Source organism: Endozoicomonas sp. SCSIO W0465 (genome assembly GCF_023716865.1).
Lineage (GTDB): Bacteria > Pseudomonadota > Gammaproteobacteria > Pseudomonadales > Endozoicomonadaceae > Endozoicomonas.
Map to the genome: position 1 here is coordinate 5833313 of NZ_CP092417.1, position 23214 is coordinate 5856526.

Annotated in this window: 19 protein-coding genes and 1 tRNA gene; 4 read left to right on the forward strand and 16 right to left on the reverse strand. The window is 48.8% G+C overall.

Features of this window, described 5'->3' with window-relative positions; genetic code table 11:
• Nucleotides 1-71: 71 nt before the first annotated feature.
• The gene (locus MJO57_RS26145; protein WP_256493384.1) at nt 72-365 is read left to right on the forward strand and encodes a choline/carnitine O-acyltransferase; all 294 of its coding nucleotides are present in this window, start codon (nt 72-74) and stop codon (nt 363-365) included.
• 345 nt (nt 366-710) lie between these two features.
• A tRNA-Thr gene (locus MJO57_RS26150) sits at nt 711-786 on the forward strand.
• Between the two features lie 538 nt (nt 787-1324).
• Here MJO57_RS26150 and MJO57_RS26155 read toward each other — a convergent pair.
• Together MJO57_RS26155 and MJO57_RS26160 are read right to left on the reverse strand one after the other, a co-directional pair.
• Complete coding sequence (locus MJO57_RS26155; RefSeq protein WP_252019949.1) at nt 1325-1804, reverse strand: hypothetical protein; 480 nt, start codon at nt 1802-1804, stop codon at nt 1325-1327.
• A gap of 12 nt (nt 1805-1816) precedes the next feature.
• Complete coding sequence (locus MJO57_RS26160; RefSeq protein ID WP_252019951.1) at nt 1817-2017, reverse strand: hypothetical protein; 201 nt, start codon at nt 2015-2017, stop codon at nt 1817-1819.
• On the opposite strand from MJO57_RS26160, the gene MJO57_RS26165 reads away from it, so the two are divergent.
• Nucleotides 2016-3401, forward strand: a complete 1386-nt coding sequence (locus tag MJO57_RS26165) for an IS66 family transposase (protein ID WP_252019953.1) — start codon at nt 2016-2018, stop codon at nt 3399-3401. The two genes, MJO57_RS26160 and MJO57_RS26165, sit on opposite strands and share 2 nt — an antisense overlap.
• Here the strand turns inward: MJO57_RS26165 and MJO57_RS26170 are convergent.
• Nucleotides 3368-4882: an IS66 family transposase gene (locus MJO57_RS26170; protein ID WP_252018111.1), complete on the reverse strand. Its 1515-nt coding sequence runs from the start codon at nt 4880-4882 to the stop codon at nt 3368-3370. The two genes, MJO57_RS26165 and MJO57_RS26170, sit on opposite strands and share 34 nt — an antisense overlap.
• Nucleotides 4883-6480: 1598 nt before the next feature.
• Nucleotides 6481-7563, reverse strand: a complete 1083-nt coding sequence (locus tag MJO57_RS26175; protein ID WP_252019955.1) for an IS66 family transposase — start codon at nt 7561-7563, stop codon at nt 6481-6483.
• Nucleotides 7564-7667: 104 nt separating this feature from the next.
• Here MJO57_RS26175 and MJO57_RS26180 point away from each other — a divergent pair, with 104 nt between their 5' ends.
• Nucleotides 7668-9005, forward strand: a complete 1338-nt coding sequence (locus MJO57_RS26180) for a transposase (RefSeq protein WP_252017304.1) — start codon at nt 7668-7670, stop codon at nt 9003-9005.
• 112 nt (nt 9006-9117) lie between these two features.
• Here the strand turns inward: MJO57_RS26180 and MJO57_RS26185 are convergent, their stop codons facing one another.
• The 12 genes from MJO57_RS26185 to MJO57_RS26240 form a co-directional block, all read right to left on the reverse strand.
• A complete protein-coding gene (locus MJO57_RS26185; protein ID WP_252017959.1) occupies nt 9118-9531 on the reverse strand; it encodes a DUF6444 domain-containing protein in 414 nt (137 codons plus the stop codon).
• 85 nt (nt 9532-9616) lie between these two features.
• Nucleotides 9617-12157 carry an RNA-directed DNA polymerase gene (locus tag MJO57_RS26190; protein ID WP_252019957.1) on the reverse strand — a complete coding sequence of 847 codons (2541 nt, stop codon included), beginning with the start codon at nt 12155-12157 and terminating at the stop codon, nt 9617-9619.
• 9 nt (nt 12158-12166) lie between these two features.
• On the reverse strand, nt 12167-12520 hold the full coding sequence (locus MJO57_RS26195; RefSeq protein ID WP_371924921.1) for a restriction endonuclease subunit S: 354 nt from the start codon (nt 12518-12520) through the stop codon (nt 12167-12169).
• Nucleotides 12507-13934 carry an IS4 family transposase gene (locus tag MJO57_RS26200; RefSeq protein WP_252017676.1) on the reverse strand — a complete coding sequence of 476 codons (1428 nt, stop codon included), beginning with the start codon at nt 13932-13934 and terminating at the stop codon, nt 12507-12509. The genes MJO57_RS26195 and MJO57_RS26200 overlap by 14 nt, the downstream gene beginning before the upstream one ends.
• A gap of 48 nt (nt 13935-13982) precedes the next feature.
• Entirely contained in the window at nt 13983-15368 is a 1386-nt protein-coding gene (locus tag MJO57_RS26205) for a restriction endonuclease subunit S (RefSeq protein WP_252019961.1), read from the reverse strand.
• On the reverse strand, nt 15365-16363 hold the full coding sequence (rhuM, locus tag MJO57_RS26210; protein ID WP_252019962.1) for a RhuM family protein: 999 nt from the start codon (nt 16361-16363) through the stop codon (nt 15365-15367). Before rhuM ends, MJO57_RS26205 begins: the two co-directional genes overlap by 4 nt.
• Nucleotide 16364: 1 nt before the next feature.
• Nucleotides 16365-17852 (reverse strand): N-6 DNA methylase, encoded by a 1488-nt coding sequence (locus tag MJO57_RS26215; protein WP_371924689.1) that lies wholly within the window; start codon nt 17850-17852, stop codon nt 16365-16367.
• Between the two features lie 58 nt (nt 17853-17910).
• Nucleotides 17911-18156 carry a DUF2442 domain-containing protein gene (locus MJO57_RS26220; RefSeq protein ID WP_252019966.1) on the reverse strand — a complete coding sequence of 82 codons (246 nt, stop codon included), beginning with the start codon at nt 18154-18156 and terminating at the stop codon, nt 17911-17913.
• A gap of 37 nt (nt 18157-18193) precedes the next feature.
• The gene (gene hsdR, locus MJO57_RS26225; RefSeq protein ID WP_252019968.1) at nt 18194-20608 is read right to left on the reverse strand and encodes an EcoAI/FtnUII family type I restriction enzme subunit R; all 2415 of its coding nucleotides are present in this window, start codon (nt 20606-20608) and stop codon (nt 18194-18196) included.
• Nucleotides 20609-20707: 99 nt separating this feature from the next.
• Nucleotides 20708-21298: a hypothetical protein gene (locus MJO57_RS26230; RefSeq protein ID WP_252019970.1), complete on the reverse strand. Its 591-nt coding sequence runs from the start codon at nt 21296-21298 to the stop codon at nt 20708-20710.
• 147 nt (nt 21299-21445) lie between these two features.
• Nucleotides 21446-22780 (reverse strand): helicase RepA family protein, encoded by a 1335-nt coding sequence (locus MJO57_RS26235; RefSeq protein WP_252019972.1) that lies wholly within the window; start codon nt 22778-22780, stop codon nt 21446-21448.
• Nucleotides 22773-23123 carry a hypothetical protein gene (locus MJO57_RS26240; protein ID WP_252019974.1) on the reverse strand — a complete coding sequence of 117 codons (351 nt, stop codon included), beginning with the start codon at nt 23121-23123 and terminating at the stop codon, nt 22773-22775. The genes MJO57_RS26235 and MJO57_RS26240 overlap by 8 nt, the downstream gene beginning before the upstream one ends.
• Between the last annotated feature and the right edge of the window lie 91 nt (nt 23124-23214).

A 23214-nucleotide genomic window follows, 5' to 3' on the forward strand; every position in this document is an offset into this window, starting at 1 on the left:
GAACAGCACAGAGGGCGCTCCTTCCAGCCGACACAGCCTTTCATTTTCAAATCATTAAGCGGGACTTAAGGATCTTTACCGATCCTGTGTTTCTGGATTTGGTAAAAAGAAGTACTTTGTCCACATCATCTGTTGCAGATCCAAATATCGGGCGTTTCGTCTTTGGGCCTGTTGTGAGTGAAGGTCTAGGGGTTGCTTACTCCCCCGCAAAAAGCAGTCTGAACGTGACCGTTAGTTGGCAAAAAGATAACAGAGGAAAAGCACTGAAATTTGTTGCCCGCCTGGAAAAGTCAGTAAATCAACTGCTTGAGATGCTTAACATTACCGGCCAGCACCCTGGCATTGCTGCTACATTGTCCGGTTAGCTACGCGTCAATGGTATTCAGCGCACGTCGATAATATGTGGTGTCCAGGGTTAGTACTGCCTAACGCCCCCCTGGATTGGGTTGACTATCCGGTTCCCATAAAAAACCTGAAGTCAGAAGCCACGCCCTGTCACGGGAATAAGCACTAAAACTGGATATTCAGAATGAATAAGCGGGGAAGACTGGTTTATGGTTGCAGGAGTTGCTGGTGGACATCAGGGTTATGCATTCTTAATAGCCCTGCAGAGCAATGAGATTGGAAATTGTTCGATACAAAATAAGGATCAGGGCGCACAAGGAAGTTGACAAACACACACGGCATAAATAATATTCATCTCGTTCCTTGCCGGTATAGCTCAGTTGGTAGAGCAACTGACTTGTAATCAGTGGGTCCCGAGTTCGACTCTTGGTGCCGGCACCATATACAGCAAAGCCCGTAGCGTTAGTAAGCACTACGGGCTTTTTTGTATCTGTCTGTTTGCCCCCACTATTGCCCCCACTTTCGATTGGACTGTAGCGGTACTAATCGGTATCAGGCTCTGATCTCCAATGACAGCCTTCTGTCACTCACTAAACAAATACTTCTTCCGGTCTTCAGTGATCAAAGACTGGCCGGATATCTTTTTCTTTGTGCGTGATCAGTCGTCGAAAAACCTGAAGTAGATTTCCCCCCCTTTTTTTAAGTGGTGTACCTTGAACGGCAGAACCGACGAAATCAGCCATTTGCTCATCACTTTCTGCTGGAAAAATGAACTGAAGCTCTCCCTTTTTTTAGTGGTATACCTTGAGCTGCATTCTGGGGAAAAAAGTCATTATCTGAGGGGGCTTTTGTTGTGCGGATATGAAGATATACCGCCCCCTTTTTTTAGTGGTGTAGCTTGAGTCCTTGCATTGGCAGAAAGATAGTGTCCTTGAACCGCCAATTAGAGGCAACGGCTTCCCATTGCCCCTTATCTTTATCAGGCAGCAATAACCTCATTGATCAACATTAGCAATCGTTCACTCCACTCCTTTCTTTTGACGGTGCCCGATTGATCCAGATGGTATTTATGCCGCTTTAATTGGCTGCTTATGGTTGCCTTCCAGGCATCATCATTAGGGTAAATATCCAGTATCTGCTCGAAGGCAAACAGCATTTTTGAAACAAACCAGCGGTACTCTTTGAACTGGGCTTCATCGAATGAGCTTCTTGGGTTATCACTACCAAAGCTGAACTCTGTTTTCTCAAGACAAAGGTCGAGGTAGCGATCATAAGCAGCGTGAGCAATGGCACGCTTACTTTCTTTGCGGGCGGTAATAATCTGCTTTCTGCCAAAACAGGCAGCGAGAACTGCAATACCCGCCATGAAAATCGTTGCAGCCGCTGTTGCAATCGTTGACCACTTAACCCACAGATCAACATTGAGCAAAGCTGCCCAGCCAGTCTGAAAACACGTCATTAACCTTGTTACCTATAAAGTTGAAGTACCAGTTACATCACGACGCCAACCAGCGGGTGCTGTTTTTAGAGCCTTGCCAGACCTGAGACTATTTCCAAAATTGTCTTTTCTAAAATCGAACAGTAACTGTTCAGCACCCCCACATAAATCTGGAATTTTCTGATTTTTATACCATCCTCTTAAGCACCATTTTTCCACAATATTCGCCAGCATGATTCCAGAACTACCCGCAACTATGTCGGCTGAGATTCTCTTGAAAGAGAATGCAGAGCTGCGGATGAGAGTTGCCTGTCTGGAAGAGCGATGTCGAGAATTGGAAGAAAAGGTTGGCAAGAACAGTCAAAACAGCAGCAAGCCGCCATCGTCTGATGGTTATCAAAAACCTTGTAAAAACAGTAATTCTCCAGATCATTCTGACGACCTTTCCGCAGATAAAGGTACCGATCCATCGGATGAAAAACCCAATCCTAAAAGTCTGAGACAGTCTTCTGGTAATAAAGCCGGTGGAAAGAAAGGGCATCAGGGCACTTGTCTTAAACAGGTCGATATCCCTGACTATATTGAGTACCTTCCGGTTAAAGAATGCAATAAATGTCAGGCGTCTCTTCTTGATAGTGAGCCGGTCAAATATATTGAACGACAGGTGTTTGAACCAGGGAGACCGGGTGAATTTGAAGTAACGGCCCATAGAGCTGAAGTAAAAATCTGCACTTGTGGTTGTCGGAATCAGGCTGAATTCCCGGAAGGTGTTACCGCTGCCGCACAATATGGCTCAGCCACACAGGCTATGGCCGTCTATCTTAACCAATACCATTTCCTGCCTTTTAAGCGCGTGTCAGAGTATTTTAATACTCTCTATAAAATGAGTGTAAGTGCAGGCACTGTCGCCAATTTTGTGGCCAGAACCTATGAAAATCTGGCTTCTACTGAAGAGGTTATTCGTGACGCCTTGCGGGAATCGTCTGTTGCCGGAGCCGATGAAACGGGTATGCGGGCCGAGGGCTCTTTGCACTGGCTACACGTTATGCGGGATGAACAATGGACGCTCTACTACTTGTCTGAAAAGCGAGGTCGTGAGGCCATGGACACGATGGGCATACTGCTAACATTTGCAGGCGTTCTGGTTCATGATCATTGGAAATCCTATTTTGCATATGCGGCAACTCACGTACTTTGCAATGCCCATCACCTGAGGGAGCTTTTGGGTGTTGTTGATAGGGACAGCAATCAACTGGCGTTGCGATTGATGAAGCTACTGAGGCTTTCCTGGCATTACTGCAAGGGCTTTAAGACCATAGGTATGCTACAGATGCCAAGTGTTGTCTGTGAACGAATCGAGAAGATTTATGACCGGTTGCTTCAGCGGGCTCTAATGAAAGAAGTCGTCTATATGGAGAAGCAACGAGAGGAGCTTAAGCGCAAGAAAGTCAAGAATACTAAAGCTTACAATCTCTTCAAACGACTCACTGAGTTCAAGGCTAAGACACTGCGCTTCATGTCAGATTTTACCATTCCCTTCGATAACAATGGCAGTGAGCGGGATGTTCGAATGGCCAAGTGTAACTATTCAGCACTGAGCAAAGGCATATTACAGTAATTCCGAACAGCTCTATGAAGTGATTGATATATGTCCATTCCCTGTTTTCTGGCAGACGACAAATAGCTGCGAATCCGTGCAAACATAGAACCACCGTCTGCACTCCTGAAGCAGCCTGAGATTTTCTGCTTTAACTTGGCCATTCGAACATCCCGCTCACTGCCATTGTTATCGAAGGGAATGGTAAAATCTGACATGAAGCGCAGTGTCTCAGCCTTGAACTCAGTGAGTCGTTTGAAGAGATTGTAAGCTTTAGTATTCTTGACTTTCTTGCGCTTAAGCTCCTCTCGTTGCTTCTCCATATAGACGACTTCTTTCATTAGAGCCCGCTGAAGCAACCGGTCATAAATCTTCTCGATTCGTTCACAGACAACACTTGGCATCTGTAGCATACCTATGGTCTTAAAGCCCTTGCAGTAATGCCAGGAAAGCCTCAGTAGCTTCATCAATCGCAACGCCAGTTGATTGCTGTCCCTATCAACAACACCCAAAAGCTCCCTCAGGTGATGGGCATTGCAAAGTACGTGAGTTGCCGCATATGCAAAATAGGATTTCCAATGATCATGAACCAGAACGCCTGCAAATGTTAGCAGTATGCCCATCGTGTCCATGGCCTCACGACCTCGCTTTTCAGACAAGTAGTAGAGCGTCCATTGTTCATCCCGCATAACGTGTAGCCAGTGCAAAGAGCCCTCGGCCCGCATACCCGTTTCATCGGCTCCGGCAACAGACGATTCCCGCAAGGCGTCACGAATAACCTCTTCAGTAGAAGCCAGATTTTCATAGGTTCTGGCCACAAAATTGGCGACAGAGCCTGCACTTACACTCATTTTATAGAGAGTATTAAAATACTCTGACACGCGCTTAAAAGGCAGGAAATGGTATTGGTTAAGATAGACGGCCATAGCCTGTGTGGCTGAGCCATATTGTGCGGCAGCGGTAACACCTTCCGGGAATTCAGCCTGATTCCGACAACCACAAGTGCAGATTTTTACTTCAGCTCTATGGGCCGTTACTTCAAATTCACCCGGTCTCCCTGGTTCAAACACCTGTCGTTCAATATATTTGACCGGCTCACTATCAAGAAGAGACGCCTGACATTTATTGCATTCTTTAACCGGAAGGTACTCAATATAGTCAGGGATATCGACCTGTTTAAGACAAGTGCCCTGATGCCCTTTCTTTCCACCGGCTTTATTACCAGAAGACTGTCTCAGACTTTTAGGATTGGGTTTTTCATCCGATGGATCGGTACCTTTATCTGCGGAAAGGTCGTCAGAATGATCTGGAGAATTACTGTTTTTACAAGGTTTTTGATAACCATCAGACGATGGCGGCTTGCTGCTGTTTTGACTGTTCTTGCCAACCTTTTCTTCCAATTCTCGACATCGCTCTTCCAGACAGGCAACTCTCATCCGCAGCTCTGCATTCTCTTTCAAGAGAATCTCAGCCGACATAGTTGCGGGTAGTTCTGGAATCATGCTGGCGAATATTGTGGAAAAATGGTGCTTAAGAGGATGGTATAAAAATCAGAAAATTCCAGATTTATGTGGGGGTGCTGAACAGTTACGGCCAAGTTAAAGCAGAAAATCTCAGGCTGCTTCAGGAGTGCAGACGGTGGTTCTATGTTTGCACGGATTCGCAGCTATTTGTCGTCTGCCAGAAAACAGGGAATGGACATATATCAATCACTTCATAGAGCTGTTCGGAATTACTGTAATATGCCTTTGCTCAGTGCTGAATAGTTACATCGAACATATTCATCTCAAAGGTGTTGATGGAGACTTGATCATTACCATGAGAATGAGCAATAAGACGATGAAAGGAGTCTTTGTAGGGGGCTTTGGCGCAAGAACCACCAAACTCACCAGAGTTGATCAGTACCACTGGTTGGTACATGTGATAGTGCAGTGCATCAATCATGGTTTCAAAGGTGTTGATATCCCGGTTTAAGGCCGAAACCACATAAGCATTCGACTTATCCCGTAAATCTGCACTAAGGGCAATATCCGTAGCGTCGTAGCAAATGGAGCCTGTCAGCTTGAAGCCATCCTTGTCAGGGAATGCAGGATGCATCAGCTCCAGCATCAGTTGATAAGGTCGCCAGGGCTCAACCTTGCCTTTCTCTTCTGTCGTCATGTGCTGTTTGCCCTGATACCTGATTAGCTCTTTCTGTTTGGTATTGCTCTTCCTGGGTACTATCCAGATTGCGCAGTTGTTAGGGCCCTTTATATCGGGCTGCTCAATAAACGTGAGCCCTGCAAAGATGATTGCATGGGTTTTCCGGGATAAGGCCGTCAGGATATCAATATCATCCTTATGAACGGCCAGCTCTGGCCATACAATCAGGTCAACCTGTTGGGCTTTCTTTTCCTTCGATGTGCAATCTTTGCGTTGAGCTTCAATATGCTTGCATACCAGCGTGGCCACTGCGGCGATATGCTTGCGATGTTTAGCCCGGTATTCAGGATCGTCCAATAAAAAACCGTGCTCGGTAAAATCCTTGTTGGTGGGCATTTTCGATTGCACCATCGCCACGGTCAGGTTCTTTTTGGAGACATCCCAATCCAGATGAACTTTCTCTGCCAGTCCCGGAATCTGTGATTGCTGGCAGTAAAGCTGTTCCATTTCTTTCAGACGATCAGATACCAATTTCTTTACGTTAACCGGCGATAATGTCTCCGGCCATGGATAGTTCTGTGTACTCATGGATATACCAGGCCAAACCAGTAATTTGGAAAGCAGAGCCGTCAGCCAGTCAGAGACTTGTGCGGATTCACCACCTACGGCAAATGGCGTGGTAAATAATCCCAGCATCCGCTTGTACTGATTGCTGTTAATGCCCTGATAGCCAGTCTTGGGTGAGGAGGTTTTACTGTGCGCAGTCCAGTCCGCTACACCCATCAATACTGAGCGCATACACATTGCCACACGTTGCAGTGTCAGAGACTCCTTGCCTTCCGCAGTCTTGTCTTCCCCTGTAAGGTGTGGGTTCAGATCGGGATGAGGGAAAAAAGGTATTGTTAGACCAGTAAGTTTTGCATTGGGAACCGGCTTTTTCTTCATAAACTTAACGTAACTATTCAGCACTGAGCAAAGGCATATTACAGTAATTCCGAACAGCTCTATGAAGTGATTGATATATGTCCATTCCCTGTTTTCTGGCAGACGACAAATAGCTGCGAATCCGTGCAAACATAGAACCACCGTCTGCACTCCTGAAGCAGCCTGAGATTTTCTGCTTTAACTTGGCCATTCGAACATCCCGCTCACTGCCATTGTTATCGAAGGGAATGGTAAAATCTGACATGAAGCGCAGTGTCTCAGCCTTGAACTCAGTGAGTCGTTTGAAGAGATTGTAAGCTTTAGTATTCTTGACTTTCTTGCGCTTAAGCTCCTCTCGTTGCTTCTCCATATAGACGACTTCTTTCATTAGAGCCCGCTGAAGCAACCGGTCATAAATCTTCTCGATTCGTTCACAGACAACACTTGGCATCTGTAGCATACCTATGGTCTTAAAGCCCTTGCAGTAATGCCAGGAAAGCCTCAGTAGCTTCATCAATCGCAACGCCAGTTGATTGCTGTCCCTATCAACAACACCCAAAAGCTCCCTCAGGTGATGGGCATTGCAAAGTACGTGAGTTGCCGCATATGCAAAATAGGATTTCCAATGATCATGAACCAGAACGCCTGCAAATGTTAGCAGTATGCCCATCGTGTCCATGGCCTCACGACCTCGCTTTTCAGACAAGTAGTAGAGCGTCCATTGTTCATCCCGCATAACGTGTAGCCAGTGCAAAGAGCCCTCGGCCCGCATACCCGTTTCATCGGCTCCGGCAACAGACGATTCCCGCAAGGCGTCACGAATAACCTCTTCAGTAGAAGCCAGATTTTCATAGGTTCTGGCCACAAAATTGGCGACAGTGCCTGCACTTACACTCATTTTATAGAGAGTATTAAAATACTCTGACACGCGCTTAAAAGGCAGGAAATGGTATTGGTTAAGATAGACGGCCATAGCCTGTGTGGCTGAGCCATATTGTGCGGCAGCGGTAACACCTTCCGGGAATTCAGCCTGATTCCGACAACCACAAGTGCAGATTTTTACTTCAGCTCTATGGGCCGTTACTTCAAATTCACCCGGTCTCCCTGGTTCAAACACCTGTCGTTCAATATATTTGACCGGCTCACTATCAAGAACTCGACTTTAGAGTTTTAAGAGCACAATAGTTCCGGCGCATAATCTGCTAAAAGCAACCATCCCCAATGACGAAATTCGAGATGGTTGCCATGCTCACTTCAGATCATCAAGTAATCCTCAGGGAGCTCGCTTCATATACAACCTTTCTTGCTGGAGCGCTATCATCAACTGCAGTACCAACGTTCTGCGAACTGCTGTTCGGTTGCATGCTTTCAGCCGACGGCTTTGTTACACAGGCGTTGTTAACAATTGATTTTCATTGTGTGTGGAGCAGCTACCACCACTGGCTATCTCAGGGCAAGTGGCAATGGAAGAACTTGGCACGCCACTTGATCCGTCTGGTCTGCTCCAAAGCTCCTGAGAATCAACCTGTGGTCCTGGGGCTTGATGACTGGGTAATCGAACGGTTTTCCGACAAAGCCCCTGCTTGTCGTACACATCATCAACACAGCAAGAAACGCAATCGGCCGACGTACATCTGGGGGCAGTGTTGGGTTTCCCTGGCCATCATATTTGAGCGGGCTGCAGATGAAGTATTTACCGCCATACCGGTGATCTCATTTCCGACACCAGCTTCAGGTAACACCAGCAAACTGAAAATTGCCGTGGCCATGCTCAGGGTGGTACGCAATGAAGTGAAGGATCGAGTGCTACGCCTGCTAACCGATTGCTGGTATATGAACTGGACACTGATAAAGCCAGCTCTGGAAATGAACATAGAAGTTGTTGGTCAGATACCTTCAAATCGGGCCCTCTATGCTTTGCCGCCAGCACCCACCGTAAAGAAGCGAGGGCGCCCAAAAAAGTACGGCATCAAGATGACGACAGAACAGGTTAAGAAACTGCCGGAAGAAAAAGCAACAGTATGGATGTACGGCAAATTTCGCAAAATACGTTATCGTACCCTGATCTGTCGCGCCAGATTCCTTAAAGGTCGTGAAGTACGCGTCGTCTGGAGTCGCTTTGAAAATGACAAAGGTCTGACCGAAAGCAGAATATTCATCTCGACCAATCCGGAACTTGAGGGACTGGAGGTGCTTCGTGCCTATTCCCGGAGATGGCCGGTAGAGCCAATGTTTCACCAACTCAAACATGCTTTTGGCTGTTGCCATTTATGGCAGCAGAAATTGCGAACACTGCTTCGATGGATGCATTTGAAAATGGCAGGCTATGCATTATTGCAGTTATTAACCGTTTGTAAAAATCAGGCATGTCTGAATATTTCTCGGATACCCTGGAGAAGCCCGGATACAACCACTGCAGGCATGATGAAAATTGCTCTTTCAGGAATTATTCCGAGGTTCTCTATTCGCAAGGGCTGGAACAGATATAAGCAAAAATATGAGTTCAATTTTCGCGATCTGATCGACCAGTTAATACCGGATAATTCAGAAGCAGCATAACTAAAGGCTTTTAGGCAAAAAACGGAAGTAATAACGAACTTGGAAAAACAGTTCACTGATTTCGGCTTGCTTCACTATAAAAAGCTGACCGAATTATCGTTTTATACAGACTCTAAAGTCGAGTATCAAGAAGAGACGCCTGACATTTATTGCATTCTTTAACCGGAAGGTACTCAATATAGTCAGGGATATCGACCTGTTTAAGACAAGTGCCCTGATGCCCTTTCTTTCCACCGGCTTTATTACCAGAAGACTGTCTCAGACTTTTAGGATTGGGTTTTTCATCCGATGGATCGGTACCTTTATCTGCGGAAAGGTCGTCAGAATGATCTGGAGAATTACTGTTTTTACAAGGTTTTTGATAACCATCAGACGATGGCGGCTTGCTGCTGTTTTGACTGTTCTTGCCAACCTTTTCTTCCAATTCTCGACATCGCTCTTCCAGACAGGCAACTCTCATCCGCAGCTCTGCATTCTCTTTCAAGAGAATCTCAGCCGACATAGTTGCGGGTAGTTCTGGAATCATGCTGGCGAATATTGTGGAAAAATGGTGCTTAAGAGGATGGTATAAAAATCAGAAAATTCCAGATTTATGTGGGGGTGCTGAACAGTTACAACTTAACAATGACTGATAACCCAGACTCAGCACCAAATGCCTCAAATTTGGGTGGATTGGCGTAATCGTCAAACGTAACTCTGGTTTCGGCCAGATCAATCAGTGAATCCGACTTAACTTCTTGTTGCCATTTCTCATTATCCAGCAGCGCCTTCATCAGCTTTAATGCCATCACTTCATTGGCAAAGGGATTGTCATGTCGCTGAATCAGCCTCAACAGTGATTGTTCGCCCTCTATTTTCTCTAATTTCTTCGACCATAGCCTTTTATCGACGCCCCACAGTTTGGCAAATGCTTTGATAGCCTCCTGATTAACCCATTCATACTTCACTCCTCTGGCATGCAGAATAAGCGACTGGAAAAAAGCAAACTGCTGCTCGGCAAGTCGGTTTAAAATCCCGATAACATCATCAACCCGTGTTGCCAGCAAGCTACCCACGGCTCGAAGCAGGGGTTTATTATCTTCAACCAACTGTTCAGCCAGAATAATGCAGGCAGCAATGCTAGCTTCGCTCATACCTTGCGGGATTGTGATATTGCGAAAGCCAGACGCCAGTTTAAAAATCAGATCGTGTTCTGGCTTACTGTCGGGTGTTTCTAAACTGCTGTCCAGCCTGATCAGCAACAGAAACCGGGCCTGTTCCGCCAGCAGATCAAAGTCAGTAGCCGATTTACTGGTGCTGTCGGGTTTGAGTACATTTGCTGCTTCGTGCTGTAACTGTTCAAAGAAACTATCGATATGGGCATGAACCGGAATCTCATGCCGGTCTTTTTGATGGATAACCGTGGCGGCATGTCGAAATATTTCTGCCAGACAGTATCTGGTAACTGCCCGTATACTGAGGTCAGGGTCTGCTAAGCGTGGTCTTAGTTGTTCCAATACAGGCTCAAGCACTCGGGTACAGGGGAACAGCTCCAGCCCTTTTTTCAGCAACAATACCAGCGATGGGTCGTAACTCCAGCAGGCAATAAAGCGTCGGGCAAACTGCTCTTGCTGATGAGCCCAATTACCCGGCACAGGTCGCCCACTGCTATCGACATCATGGGCGCTAAAATGACGAGCAACTTTCAGCAGCTTGGCGATCTTATTGGCAGCGAATCGCTTGACCGTTTCTTCTCGCAGGTCGAGATGGTCGCTTTCAACTTGGGCCAGTCTGTTGAGGCGACAGCCACTGCCATCATCCTGAGGTGTACCCGAGCCACCAACGGATAGCAGCGAATTCAGTACTCCCAGGTTATCCATCGCGTCATCAAAAGATATCGGGCCGCTTAACCGACTTTGCATTTTGCTGAGTTCGCTGGAAATACCATGGCTGCGTTTGCGATAAGCGTTAAGCTTTGTTTTGCTCTCATTGAGTTTTAATTTTTTCAACCCGGTCTTTTCGAGATACGCCTTAATAAACCCCTCAGCCGCCTTTTGGATTGACTGCTTGGTAACCTCCGAGCCTGGCTTAACCGTAGGCGCAGAAATCACCAGACGCAGGTCATCCACGTAGCGGCAGTAGTCGATTAATTCAATGGGGAACGGGGCACCTTTGGGCTTGAAGGGCTTACCGATTTCTGTACCCACGGCTTGATCAAAACCCAGCAGGTAGATATTGGAAAAAAAGCCGGATGCCACCAGACCTTGCGGCAAACCCTTGGGGGCGGGTTCTCCATATAGTGCCTGGTACTGGTTCTTTGCTGAATCCGACCACTCCCAGTCTGCAAATGCGCTTAGCAGCTTATTAACAATAATTTGCGATTCAGGATTAATATCCGCTGACAGCTTTTTGATTTTTTCTACCAGTAATGATCTGTCAACCCGGTCGAAAAATTTGGACAGATCGATTTCAACGACATAAACCTGTTGATCATCGTTTATCTCATCGCTGGCCAGCTCTGCAAAGTGGTCAGGCCGTGCTAAAAACTGTTGGTAATCCGTAAAGTATTTTCTGTATGCCGTGGTTCCGCCATAGCTGTGCTCGGCTTTGCCATTAGCGTATTGGCAGTGCAGGCGGTTACCGTAGCTGAACACCTTTTTATCATGAACCTGCTCAAGAGGCGTACCAGGGTCGCCCTGTTCAGCTTCAACCGTATTGGCCAGGCACATCATCACCAGCGTCATCATGGTCTGCTCACGAATACGATTGTGCGCCAAAGGCCTAAGAGGAACTTTTTTATCATCTGCTTTGGCGTCTTTAGCAGGAGCAGGAACCCAGATCAGGCACTCTTCCCCGGAACCGGGTATCGGTGTAGGTTGTTTCGGGTCTGCTCGCAGTTCATCAGGGGTTTTAAACGCCCAAGGACTGCTTTTCGGAGCAGGCACCAGATGCATGGCTTCAAAGGTTAACGAGTCTTCCTTGATATTTTTAGCCCACTCCTTGCATTTGTCCGCTAAATCCAGGGCAGATAAGTCCAGCTCAAAGTTGTCCGCATACCAACTGGTCGAGCGAATGTATTGCTGGCTCTTCTTCCAGGCCAGTGCCAGTAATAACGGGTCAGAAATGTAATCGTCAGACAGCGCCAGTGACTGGTACTTCTCTAAACAAGTCATGGCGAATCCTTAGCTGAGTGCTTTATGTACCATGGCATCGGCCAGATGCAGGCGGGTTTGCTTCTGATGTTGCAGGTGGGTCTTGATTTGGTCGCAGAGGGTCATTAGTTGGTTCACTTTGGCAGTAATGCGATGTTGTTCCTCCAATGGAGGAACAGGGAACTCGAAACATTCCAACACCTTTTTACTCAGTCCCTCTATAGCCATTCCCACTTGGCGTCCCCAAACAAGGCTTTGTACCATTGGAGACAGTAATGCAGTATGCACAAAACTAGTCATCTCCGATTCTAGCAACCTGATAATTGTTACGTGCTGACTGACGTTGGCCTCTTTCAGATCTGACTCTTGATCACATCTCTCCAGCGCTGAACTGCCGGGCTATCTGCCAGGTTTTTACCCGATCCTGCAATTTCGCCCAGCCTTCCCATACCACTAACCAGCCGGGCTGCCCTGTATGCTTTGAATCACCCCAACCACCAAGCCGAGCAATCGTTTGAAGCAGCCAAGTGACTGTTGGCGGCTTATCGGGCAACGCTTTTTTTTCATAGGTTAGCCAGAGAACCTGCCATTCATCATCACTGACCACCTCATTCGCGAGTGTTTTTTCACTCCAAAGCTTTCTGTCTTTGTGCTGCCTGTCATTCGGTAACATTAATGCTTCACGGATTTGCATTAGTCTGACAGCGACAAACATTAATATGACCGCAAGTCGTTCAATGTTATCCGGAGATTGCAGACGAAGCCTTTCTACTCCTGCTCCCGATTTCCAAGCCTTATGGAACTCTTCTATTCGCCATCGGAGCTCGTAAAATCGAATGATAGAGCGACAGTCTTCGAATGTTTCAATATCTTCAGTTGTCAATAGTACCCAGTGCAAACGGTCTTCGGAGTCATTGCCAATCTCTTCAGCCGACACAATATTCATAGTTACCGGTTCCGGCCTGCCGCCTGGCCTTTGCGGCGCCTGTATTGTCATCTTCTTTCTTTTGACCTGCAGCGTTGCCTTTCGCTTCTTTCTACCTCCTTTTTGAGGAACCACTATCGTATATTTCCCCAACACTTCAGTCTGAGCTAAGGAATCAAATAATAAGAGTTCGCCATCCACCAGGATTCTGTTTTGTGTAGCTCTTACAACAAACCGCTGTCGGTTATCCAGTTTGTAGTGCATATATTCGTATATATCCGCCTCCCGGTCGCAAACACTGATGATGTCAGGCATTTTACCCCCCATCCTTTGTTCTGTGTTTTCAGAGGCTCTTTGCCACTTAAAGCTTTCCTTTCCCTCGTAAGGTAGCTGACGACGTTGGTTCTTTTTCCCCCGCTGAACGTCCTCTCTAACCCATCGTTCTTGATCAATAAGCCCAATGCTTCGCTCTGTATCCGCATCAACCAAGAAGACAGAGTGGACGTGGAATCCTCTGGTTTTAGAGCCTTCAGGACCTCCAAGATCACCAAGCTCGGATCTGACAGCATGTTTATAACCCAGGGTTGTTGTATCTTCGAGAGCCAGAAGTAGGCGAGACTGTCTCGCTATTTTGGCAGTTGCCTGAAAGCCTGCCTCAGCTATTGCTTCAGGCTTTACGGCCTCATTCTCAATCAGCCGGTAAGCTCCAGTTACCAGTGCGGTATAACCTTCGCATGAAGATGACAAAGAATTACCGGTATGAGCTGAAAGCTCGGCAGCAACTTTGACAAGTCGTTTTGTACGTCGAGTATCACCCAAATCAGCACATCCAAAAGTTAGTTCTGACCATGGTTTAGGAGAAAGTGGAAGCATGACCTGTTTTATCAGTGAGAAATGATAGAACAAGGTAGCTATTTGTGATCAAGAGACAGCTTTCAGATCGGGCGGGAAAACTACGGTACGGCCGAGTGATGCTCCTGTGATATTGAGCAAAACATCTCCAGGTATGACCCTTGTATTCTCCATTTTCACATGTGTTTCTACAGTGATATATGCGATATCTGATAAATCAAGCCCATCATTCCATACATTCTGTGAACGTAAAAATGGTATGCCATTATCAACATAAGCACTTTTTCCGCCACGAGGTGTGCTGCCTGAACCCATTTTTGATGTGAGATCTCCAAGTCGGACGAAACTCCAACCATTCGGAAGCTTAAACGGCTTTTCATCCTCAACAATCGGCGGCAACGGCTTCTGCTTTTTGATTTTGCCTTCTTTAACCAGCTGGGCTTTTTCGGCGGCGATACGCTCCAGCAGTTTGGCGGCGGGTTCGTCGTTGGGGTCTTGGGGTACCAGCTTGCCCATCACGGCCAGTTGCAGGATGGTCTGCTTGAGCTGGTCGATGCTCGCCCCGGTGGTGAACAGGGTGGTGAAGTGGCTGGCGATGCGTTGCCAGTTCTGTTTCAGCTCTTCGGCATTGGCGCTGGTGGTGAGGGTTGCCAGCAGGTTTTCTACCAGTGTCGTATGGGCGGACAGGCTGGCTTCGGTCTGCTGTTCAATCTGGTCGCACAGGGCCATTAGCTCATCGACTTTGGCGACGATGCGATGTTGTTCGCTTTTTGGGGGGAGTGCAACAACGATAGGGTATATTTTACGGCCAGAGATAACAGGTTGTGCTGTAGCACTATCATTTTCATTCAGATTTGTGGCCTTTAATAACCAAGCTAAATAGTTCAAGAAAATGCAATTTTCTGGAAAGGTTGTAATGAACGCATTGTCTGTAACCCAAGCTTCTTGCGGAGTGATATGAATGGATCCGCAATAAAACCCAACCCTTCCTATAACAAGAGTTCTTTCATTTACATTCGCCTGGTCATGATATCCGGTAATGCCATTTCCACCATAGACTGGAATAGCACCTTCACTATTCATTTCCTTGGCAGTCAGTCCGTTGCCCGATGAAATATGTAAAATTTCTCCAAGTCTTACCCACTTCCATCCATCAGCTAATGCAAATGGCTCCTCTGAATCAGATATTGCAGGTAAAGGTTTTGGCTTAGAGATTTTCTTCTCTATGATCATTTTTTGCCTTTCTGTTTCAATCCGCTCCAGCAAAACAGAAGCAGGTTCATCCTCCGGACACTGCGGCACCAACTTCCCCCGCACCGCCAGCTCCAGAATCAGCTCCCGCAGTTTCTTAATGCCATAAAGGTCAATCTTTTTACTGGAACCCCGGCCAGAAGCGGATTTGTTCTGCACCACCAGCGCCAGGGTAGAAAGGTTTTGGGTAATCAGGGCATTCATTGTTCAGCTTCCGGAGCCAGCATATTCATAATCAGGCGGATCAGGGTTTCTTTGTGTTTGGGGTCGGATTCCGCCACCAGCAGGGTCAGGGCAGAAAGGCCAATGTCGTTAATCACCGGCTCGCCGTTTTGATTGAACAGACGACCATTGCGGTGCAGAAAGTCCACAAACAGAAAAGCCCCGCTGCGCTTGTTGCCATCGGTAAATGGGTGGTTCTTAACCACAAAGTACAACAGGTGCGCTGCCTTGCTTTCAATGGTCGGGTAGGCGGGTTCACCAAAGGCACTCTGATCCAGGTTACCGAGCAGAGCGCCCAGGCCATCGCCCCGGGGGCGGGCAAACAGGTCAGTGGCTTCGCCTTTTGCCATCAGCTGCTGTTTCAGGGTCGCCAGATCGTTACTGGCCTCCTGCACCGTGGGCAGGGTGCCGCCATGCTGGCCATGGGGTTCGTTCAGCTTGCCTTCGTCATAGCGTTGCAGCCAGAGAAAGGTCTGGGTATAGCGGCTGATAATCTCCACCAGCCCACGACCGGTATCCGCCTGCAATTCCGGGGAGGCCGCCGCTTTGCGCACCAGCTTCAGGGCCGCTTCCAGCTCTTGGGCGTTCTGCTCGAACCGCTGCTGGTTAATGGTGTAACCACGGGTCAGGTGCTCTTTCAGGGTGCTGGTGGCCCACTGGCGAAACTGGGTGCCTTTGCGGGAGTTAACCCGGTAAGCCACGGAGATAATGGCGTCCAGGTTGTAATGTTTGACCTTCCGGCGTACCTGCCGCTGGCCTTCCTGCTGAACTATCGAGTAATCCTCGGTAGTTGCCCCGGCGGTGAGCTCGCCCTCTTTGTAGATGTTTTTCAGGTGCAGGCTGATGTTATCAATACTGGTTTCCAGCAGCTCTGCCAGTTGCCTCTGGGACAGCCAGATGGTTTCCTGGTCCAGTAGTACCTGAATATTCCCCTGGCTGGCTTCATAAATGGCAATGTTAAGGTCGGTGTCGGCCACGTTATCTCCCGTTCCGGTTGGTCAGTGCTTCGCCAAGGATAGTTTGTAACTGTCCAAGCAGCCCTTCCAGTTCCTGCTGCTGTTGCTGGTAGCTGGCCAGCAGTTCGTCCGGATCGTGGCTGATGATTTCGCCCACATGGGGGTTTTTAATGTCCAGATTGAAGTTACGGGCGGTCACCTCGTCGATACTGACCTTCCAGGCTTGCTCATTTTCTACCCGTGCGGCAAAACCGCCCGCCTCATTGCCCCACCAGTCCATCTCCTGCTGAAATTCTTCAAACTTCATTGGGCGGGTTTTGCTGTAGTTCTTTACGCCTGCCGGGTAAGGGTGTTCGTAGAACCAGATATCCTTCGTTGGCTGACCTTTAGTAAAGAACAGGATATTGGTTTTGATGCCGGTGTAAGGGTTAAACACGCCGTTGGGCAGGCGCACGATGGTGTGCAGGTTGCACGCTTCTGTCAGCAGTTTTTTGATTTTGGTTTTGACGCCCTCGCCAAACAGGGTGCCATCGGGCAGTACTACGGCTGCACGGCCACCGTCTTTCAATATCTCGATAATCAACTGCAAGAACAGGTCAGCCGTTTCCCGGGTCTGCATTTCCGCTGGGAAGTTTTTCTCAATGCCATCTTCCTCGGTGCCGCCGAATGGAGGATTGGTGACAATGACGTCTACCTGATCATCCCAACTGGAGAGCGGCTTGTTCAGGGTGTTGCCGTGTTTGATCTGTACCGGCACCTCGATGCCGTGGAGCAGCATATTGGTAGTACAGAGCAGATGAGGCAGCTGCTTTTTTTCCACGCCGTGAATCTGTTTTTGCAGGGTCTGGTGATCGGCGGCGGTTTTTACCTGGTCTTTCAGATGATCCACCGAGCAGGCGAGAAAGCCGCCGGTGCCACAAGCCGGGTCCATAATGCTTTCGCCCAGTTGCGGATTGATGCGGTTGACCATAAAGCGGGTGACGGCCCGGGGCGTATAAAATTCACCGGCATTACCGGCACTTTGCAGGTCCCGCAGAATCTGCTCGTAGATATCGCCGAACAGGTGTCGTTCCTTGGAGTCGGTAAAGTCCACCTCGTTCAGCTTGTTGATCACCTGACGCAGCAGGGTGCCGTTTTTCATGTAGTTGAAGGCGTCGCTGAAGGCTTCCTTCACCACAAAGCCCCGGGGGTTTTTATCCACAGGGGCGATCAGGTTTTTCAGGTCCGGGAACAGGTCGTTGTTGATAAACGACAATAGTTCATCGCCGGTCATCCCTTGTTTATCTGCTGCCCAGTTGCGCCAGAGGTATTCTTCGGGAATGGGTGAGCGGTAGTCGTCCAACTCGAACTCCAGCTCTTCTTCCTGGGCATCGAAGATTTTCAGGAACAGCAGCCAGGACATCTGGCCAAGGCGCTGGGCATCACCATCGACACCGGCGTCTTTGCGCATGATGTCCTGGATGGATTTGATCACGGAACTGATGGACATGGGGGGTCTCTTAAACGTCATTCGGCGCCGGTATGATAACAGGCGCAAAGAAAGGCTGGGTAAGTCGGATTAAGAAAGGTTAGCGGGTTCCGAGCAACAGGCCACGCACACTCAGGTCTTCATCAAGATCTGGCCAGTGAATGCCATCACCACCGCCCAGCAGCTGCCAGTTGTTGCGCTGTGCCTCGCTGGCGTTGGCCAATGTCGGGAACCAGGTAACGGGTACAGAAATTGTCCGCCCATCCACCAGGCTGACAATCAGTTCGCAGTCTGAAAACCGGACATCCTGTGCCAGTGGTCGCTCCTCAACCTTTAAAGTATTCATAGTAACTATGACTAGTGAAGTATCCAAGCGGTTCCCGTCAGGCAGAGCGGTATATTTCCGCTTCCAGCTCGCTGATGGCCTGTTCGTAATCCGCCGGTTTGCCAAAGCCTTTCTTGACGATCTCGATAGGGCGGCCAATGGCAGTAAAGGGTGCCACTTTCAGAACATTCTTGTTCTCGATCTCCTGCACACCGGCATCGGCGTATTTATCCAGCAGGGTATTAAGAACCGTCTGTGCCGTGTCGGAGTATTTGGTGAAGTAGTTGCGTTTCTTCACGTTCTCCGCCCGCTCTTTGCGGGTCAGTGGCGGCTGGTCGTAGACCACATGGCAGATCAGGTCGAAGGGGTCGAGATCTTTGCCCACTTCGTCCGCCAGCACTTCCCAGAGGATACCTTCGTTTTCCAGTTCATCAATAATGGCCTGTTTGCGCCCGGCAGACTGCCACCTTTTGATAAATTCATCCAGCGAGGTGAATTGCCTGGCCATGGTTTTGCGGGTGTAATCCCGGAACGATTCGGTGACCAGTTTGCCATCGGTGTCATAGTACTGCACCCGTTCGGCGATGGCTTTTACGGTGACGCCATTGACATGGAATTTGCGGACCTTGTTCTCGTCATCAAAGCCTGAGGTGTCTATATCGGTTGATGAAGAGTCAGTGCTGCTGACATTGTACGAGCCAGGCTCTTCATTTACTGAATGATCGGACTCCTCATCGGCAGGGTTGTTGAGGATGCTATCCAGTTCATCGTCATCACTGTTAATGGTCTGGCTGCTGGTATTAATGACTTTTTCCGGGATGCCGTCAAAACGCTCATCGGCAAACAGCTCTGTCGCCTTTTTGATATCCAGAATGGTGAACCATAACTTGTTGTCGCGGTCATCAATCCGGGTACCACGGCCAATGATCTGTTTAAACTTGGTCATGGACTGGATGGACTGGTCCAGCACCACCAGTTTGCAGGTTTTGGCATCGACGCCAGTGGTCATCAGTTCCGATGTGGTGGCAATCACCGGGTAGGGCTTTTTGGGGTTGATGAAGTTGTCCAGCTGCGCCTTGCCCAGGTCGTCATCGCCGGTAATCTTCATCACATACTTGTCGTTTTTGGCCACCTGTTCCGGGTTCAGGTTGATCAGTGCCCGACGCATCCGCTCGGCATGGTCAATGTCGTTACAGAAGACGATGGTCTTGGCCATGGGGTCGGTGCGTTTCAGGTAGCTGGTGATGGTCTGTGCCACCAGCTGGGTACGTTCGTCGATCACCAGAGTGCGGTCAAAGTCTTTCTGGTTGTAGATACGGTCTTCGATCACCTCACCGTGTTTGTCAGTCTGGCCTTTGGTGGGGCGCCAGCCTTGCAGATCTACATCCAGATCGACACGAACCACTTTGTAGGGTGCCAGGAAGCCGTCTTCAATGCCTTCTTTCAGGGAGTAGGTGTAGACCGGTTCACCAAAGTAATCGGTGTTGGAAACCTCATCGGTTTCTTTCGGTGTGGCGGTAAGGCCGATCTGGGTGGCGCTGTTGAAGTATTCGAGAATCTCCCGCCAGGCACTGTCTTCAGCGGCGCTGCCCCGGTGGCATTCGTCTATAACGATCAGGTCAAAGAAGTCCGGGTTGACCTGTTTGTAGGCTTTCTGGTGTTCTTCCGGGCCGGTGAGTGCCTGGTACAGCGCCAGGTGGATTTCGTAAGCCGGGTCTACCTTGCGGCCGGTGATTTTGGTCATGGCCGTGCCGAAAGGCTGGAAGTCGTTGATGCGAGTCTGGTCCACCAGCACATTGCGATCTGCCAGGAACAGGATGCGCTTTTTGCTTTTGGCCTTCCACAGTCGCCAGATGATCTGGAAGGCAGTGTAGGTTTTGCCGGTGCCCGTTGCCATCACCAGCAGTACCCGATCCTGACCTGCTGAGATTGCTTCTACGGTTTTGTTGATGGCCTGTAGCTGATAGTAACGGGGCGACTTGCCGCTGCCATCGTCGTAATAATCCTGAGTGATAATGGTCAGTTGTTGTTCGGTATAGCCTTTCCAGATGCAGAGCTTTTGCCAGAGCTGTTCTGGCGAGGGAAAGTCTTCGAGGCGGATCTCGGTTTCCAGTGCGGCCGGGTTGGTTTTGTCATGGAAGATAAAACCATTGCCGTTGGAAGCAAAGGCAAATGGCACATCCAGCAGACGGGCATAGTCCAGCGCCTGTTGCATCCCTTTGCCGATCTCATGCTGATTGGCTTTGGCTTCCACCACCGCCAGCGGCAAACCGGGCTTATGGTAGAGAACAATATCCGCCGACTTCACCTTTTTGCGGGCAGCCGCCTGACCACGCACCACTACCTTGCCATCGCGCAGCTTCACTTCCTGGCGGATCTGGGTCATATCATCCCAGCCTGCGTCTTTGATCGCCGGGAGGATAAACTTGGAAATGATATCGGACTCAGTAAGCCTGGATTTGTCGATGGGCATGGCGGTGCATCCGGTCACGGCATTGGGTTTTGGGGCATTGTCGCATAATTGGGGAAGGGATAAACAGAGGGGATCCACAGTGGTTGCTCTGCATCAAACTTAGCCTTCCCCCATTCGGGCAACAGCAGGCCAAGCGGCTCTACGGTGCTTTCTCAGGTACTTCCGGTAAGTCTTTTGGTGCATCCCTTTGGGCCTGTCAGGTGGATCGGTAGCCAATTCGGTTGCTGCACTGCCCAGCTTGTCCCTGATTGCACTGCAAGTATGTATGGCTCGATCAAAATGCCCCAGTGTCTGAGTGTAATACATCGGCCCATACCAGCGCCGATGGGCAAAGCCATTCCTCCCCATCAACAGCTTGCCAGAACGAATTTCCAACATAGGGCAGTAGAAGTAGGCTCTGCGGGTTTTTCCTTTCAGGGTGCTGACCCATTCAAAACCGATCACCTGCTCCCTTGTCTCAATTTTCCCGGCATCATTCCAGACCGGGTACTCAACACGCAGACACTGCTTCCAGCCCCAGAACCGGGGCTTACATTTCATCCTGATAGCGAAGGACTTGCCAAACCGGATAACCGTCTTTTTACCGGGCTCCAGCAACCCCTGCCGATAAAGCCAGCAAATGTCCAGGGTATAGTAATCCTCGACATTTTTTTCGCAGCTGGCCTTTCTGCCACTGTTGCAACCTCCCATGGCCACCTCCCTGTAGAACCTAAATCCCTATAAAAAAATGCACCTTGAAGTGAAACTGCTACAGCATAAAGGCTCCACCAAAAGTATTGCTGATTGCTCGTCGTCGGTGCGTTTATATATATAAGTGACGAGACGACGAGCGAGTGCCTAGCCCTTGTTGACGGGAATCAATGTATCTCCATCCAGACGTATCAGCCCTTTTGAAACCAGTGATTCAAGCCATTTGGAAAAATTGGAGATGGCCAATTTCTGTGCCTTAAGATCATCCCGAATAACAGCTACTGTCGTGGGCTCCCCTGAAGCAGTTCTTGATCTGACTGCCTGATACAAAGCTTCCTGATTTTTCGACAGGGTCAGGGGTTTATCATCAGCATCACCTCCTTCAGGAGGCTCACGGCCATTCAAACTGGCGACCAGAGTCGTGACTTCATCCTGATCAGAGTCGTACCTGAGAAACCGTGGCGTCATATCAAAGGCCTGGGTTGGCATAGGTTCCGAGTCTTTTGACTTGGTACATTTCAGCAGGTAGTACATGCCCTTATCGGGCCGATCAATGCAGTATTCAAAGTCGCACGCAGCCCGCAAAGCCGATGATCCTCTTGCATCACGCTCTTTATTCTTGCCAGTGTGATGGATAACAATGATGGTTGCGCCAGTTTCCGCTTTTATTTTATCGCAGCCTGAGACAAACAAGTTCATATCGGTCGTCTTATTCTCATCAGCGCCACCAAAGCACCTGGCCAGTGTATCAATGAAGACTACGGATATTTTCTTTCCCATCTGGTTATTCAGATCCATGATCGTATTGATCAGTTCATTCACCGTCTTTGGACTGCCAATGAAAACCGGCATTTTGATGGAGTGCAGCAATGCCAGGGACTCACCATTGTTATTCGTCATTTTCCAACCATGGGCTCGCTTGGCGGCACCGAAGCCGCCTTCAGCCGCAATATACAAGACTGGTGACTGCTGGCAGTGAATATGGTTCCATGGCTTGCCACTGGCTATAGAGGCAGCCCAGCTTACCGCATGAAATGACTTAAAGGACTCTGAGGGGCCGTAGATTACGCCAAATGCGTTCTGGGGAATATAACCCTTAATCACCCAATCTTCTTCTTTGTCATAACCTGTTTCCAGCAGCTCGGTTGGAAGCTTTCTGGTACTCCCTCCATAGAAAGGGCTACCAACCCCCTCGGGAGGAACTTCAGAATCGACATCGGTATGATCATCGCTCTGGTAGTTCTGGCTTTCAGCCTGGAGTCTTTCCACATTAGTAAGGTTCGGGGTCATTTGTTCCCGCCTTTCAAGATCAGTTTCGGGTATAGCTTCACTGATGCTTGAGAGTATGTTTTTCAGTGCTTCATTACCCTTCTCTTTGGAAGAAGCATCTTTAGAGGTCAAGCTGCTAATGTGGTTATCCTGATCAATCTGAATGACTGCCGCTTCAAGGCCATGCTCAGCCTTTGCATTTTTATCAGGCATAGCTGTCCCCCTTCTCTGGACGCTGATAACGTATGGTTTGGGGTTTATTGATCTGCTTAACGTCCACTGACCTGGCTCCGGCCTGAAGCAGTACACTGATCAAGATGCCGATATCGGTAAGTGCTGAATCATTAAAATCAATCACCACAACAGGGCAATCATTCACGGGCCAATGATATTTTTTGGCATCAGTAATCAACGGCAAAACAAGATGGTTTTGTTGAGCGAGCTGTTTGGCATTATTAGCTGCCTGCCAGCATTGAGGGCTGCCAACGTACAGCATGACCAATCGTATAGGGCGGGGAATTACCAGCTGCCTGCCGTTTGGGGGTAGTACTTTCATTAGTAAAAGACTCCGTCCAATGGACTTGATAAAGGTGTTTTTCAGGTTCACTTTTTGCGGATTGATCCACCGCTCGAATTTGAGCGGTGGA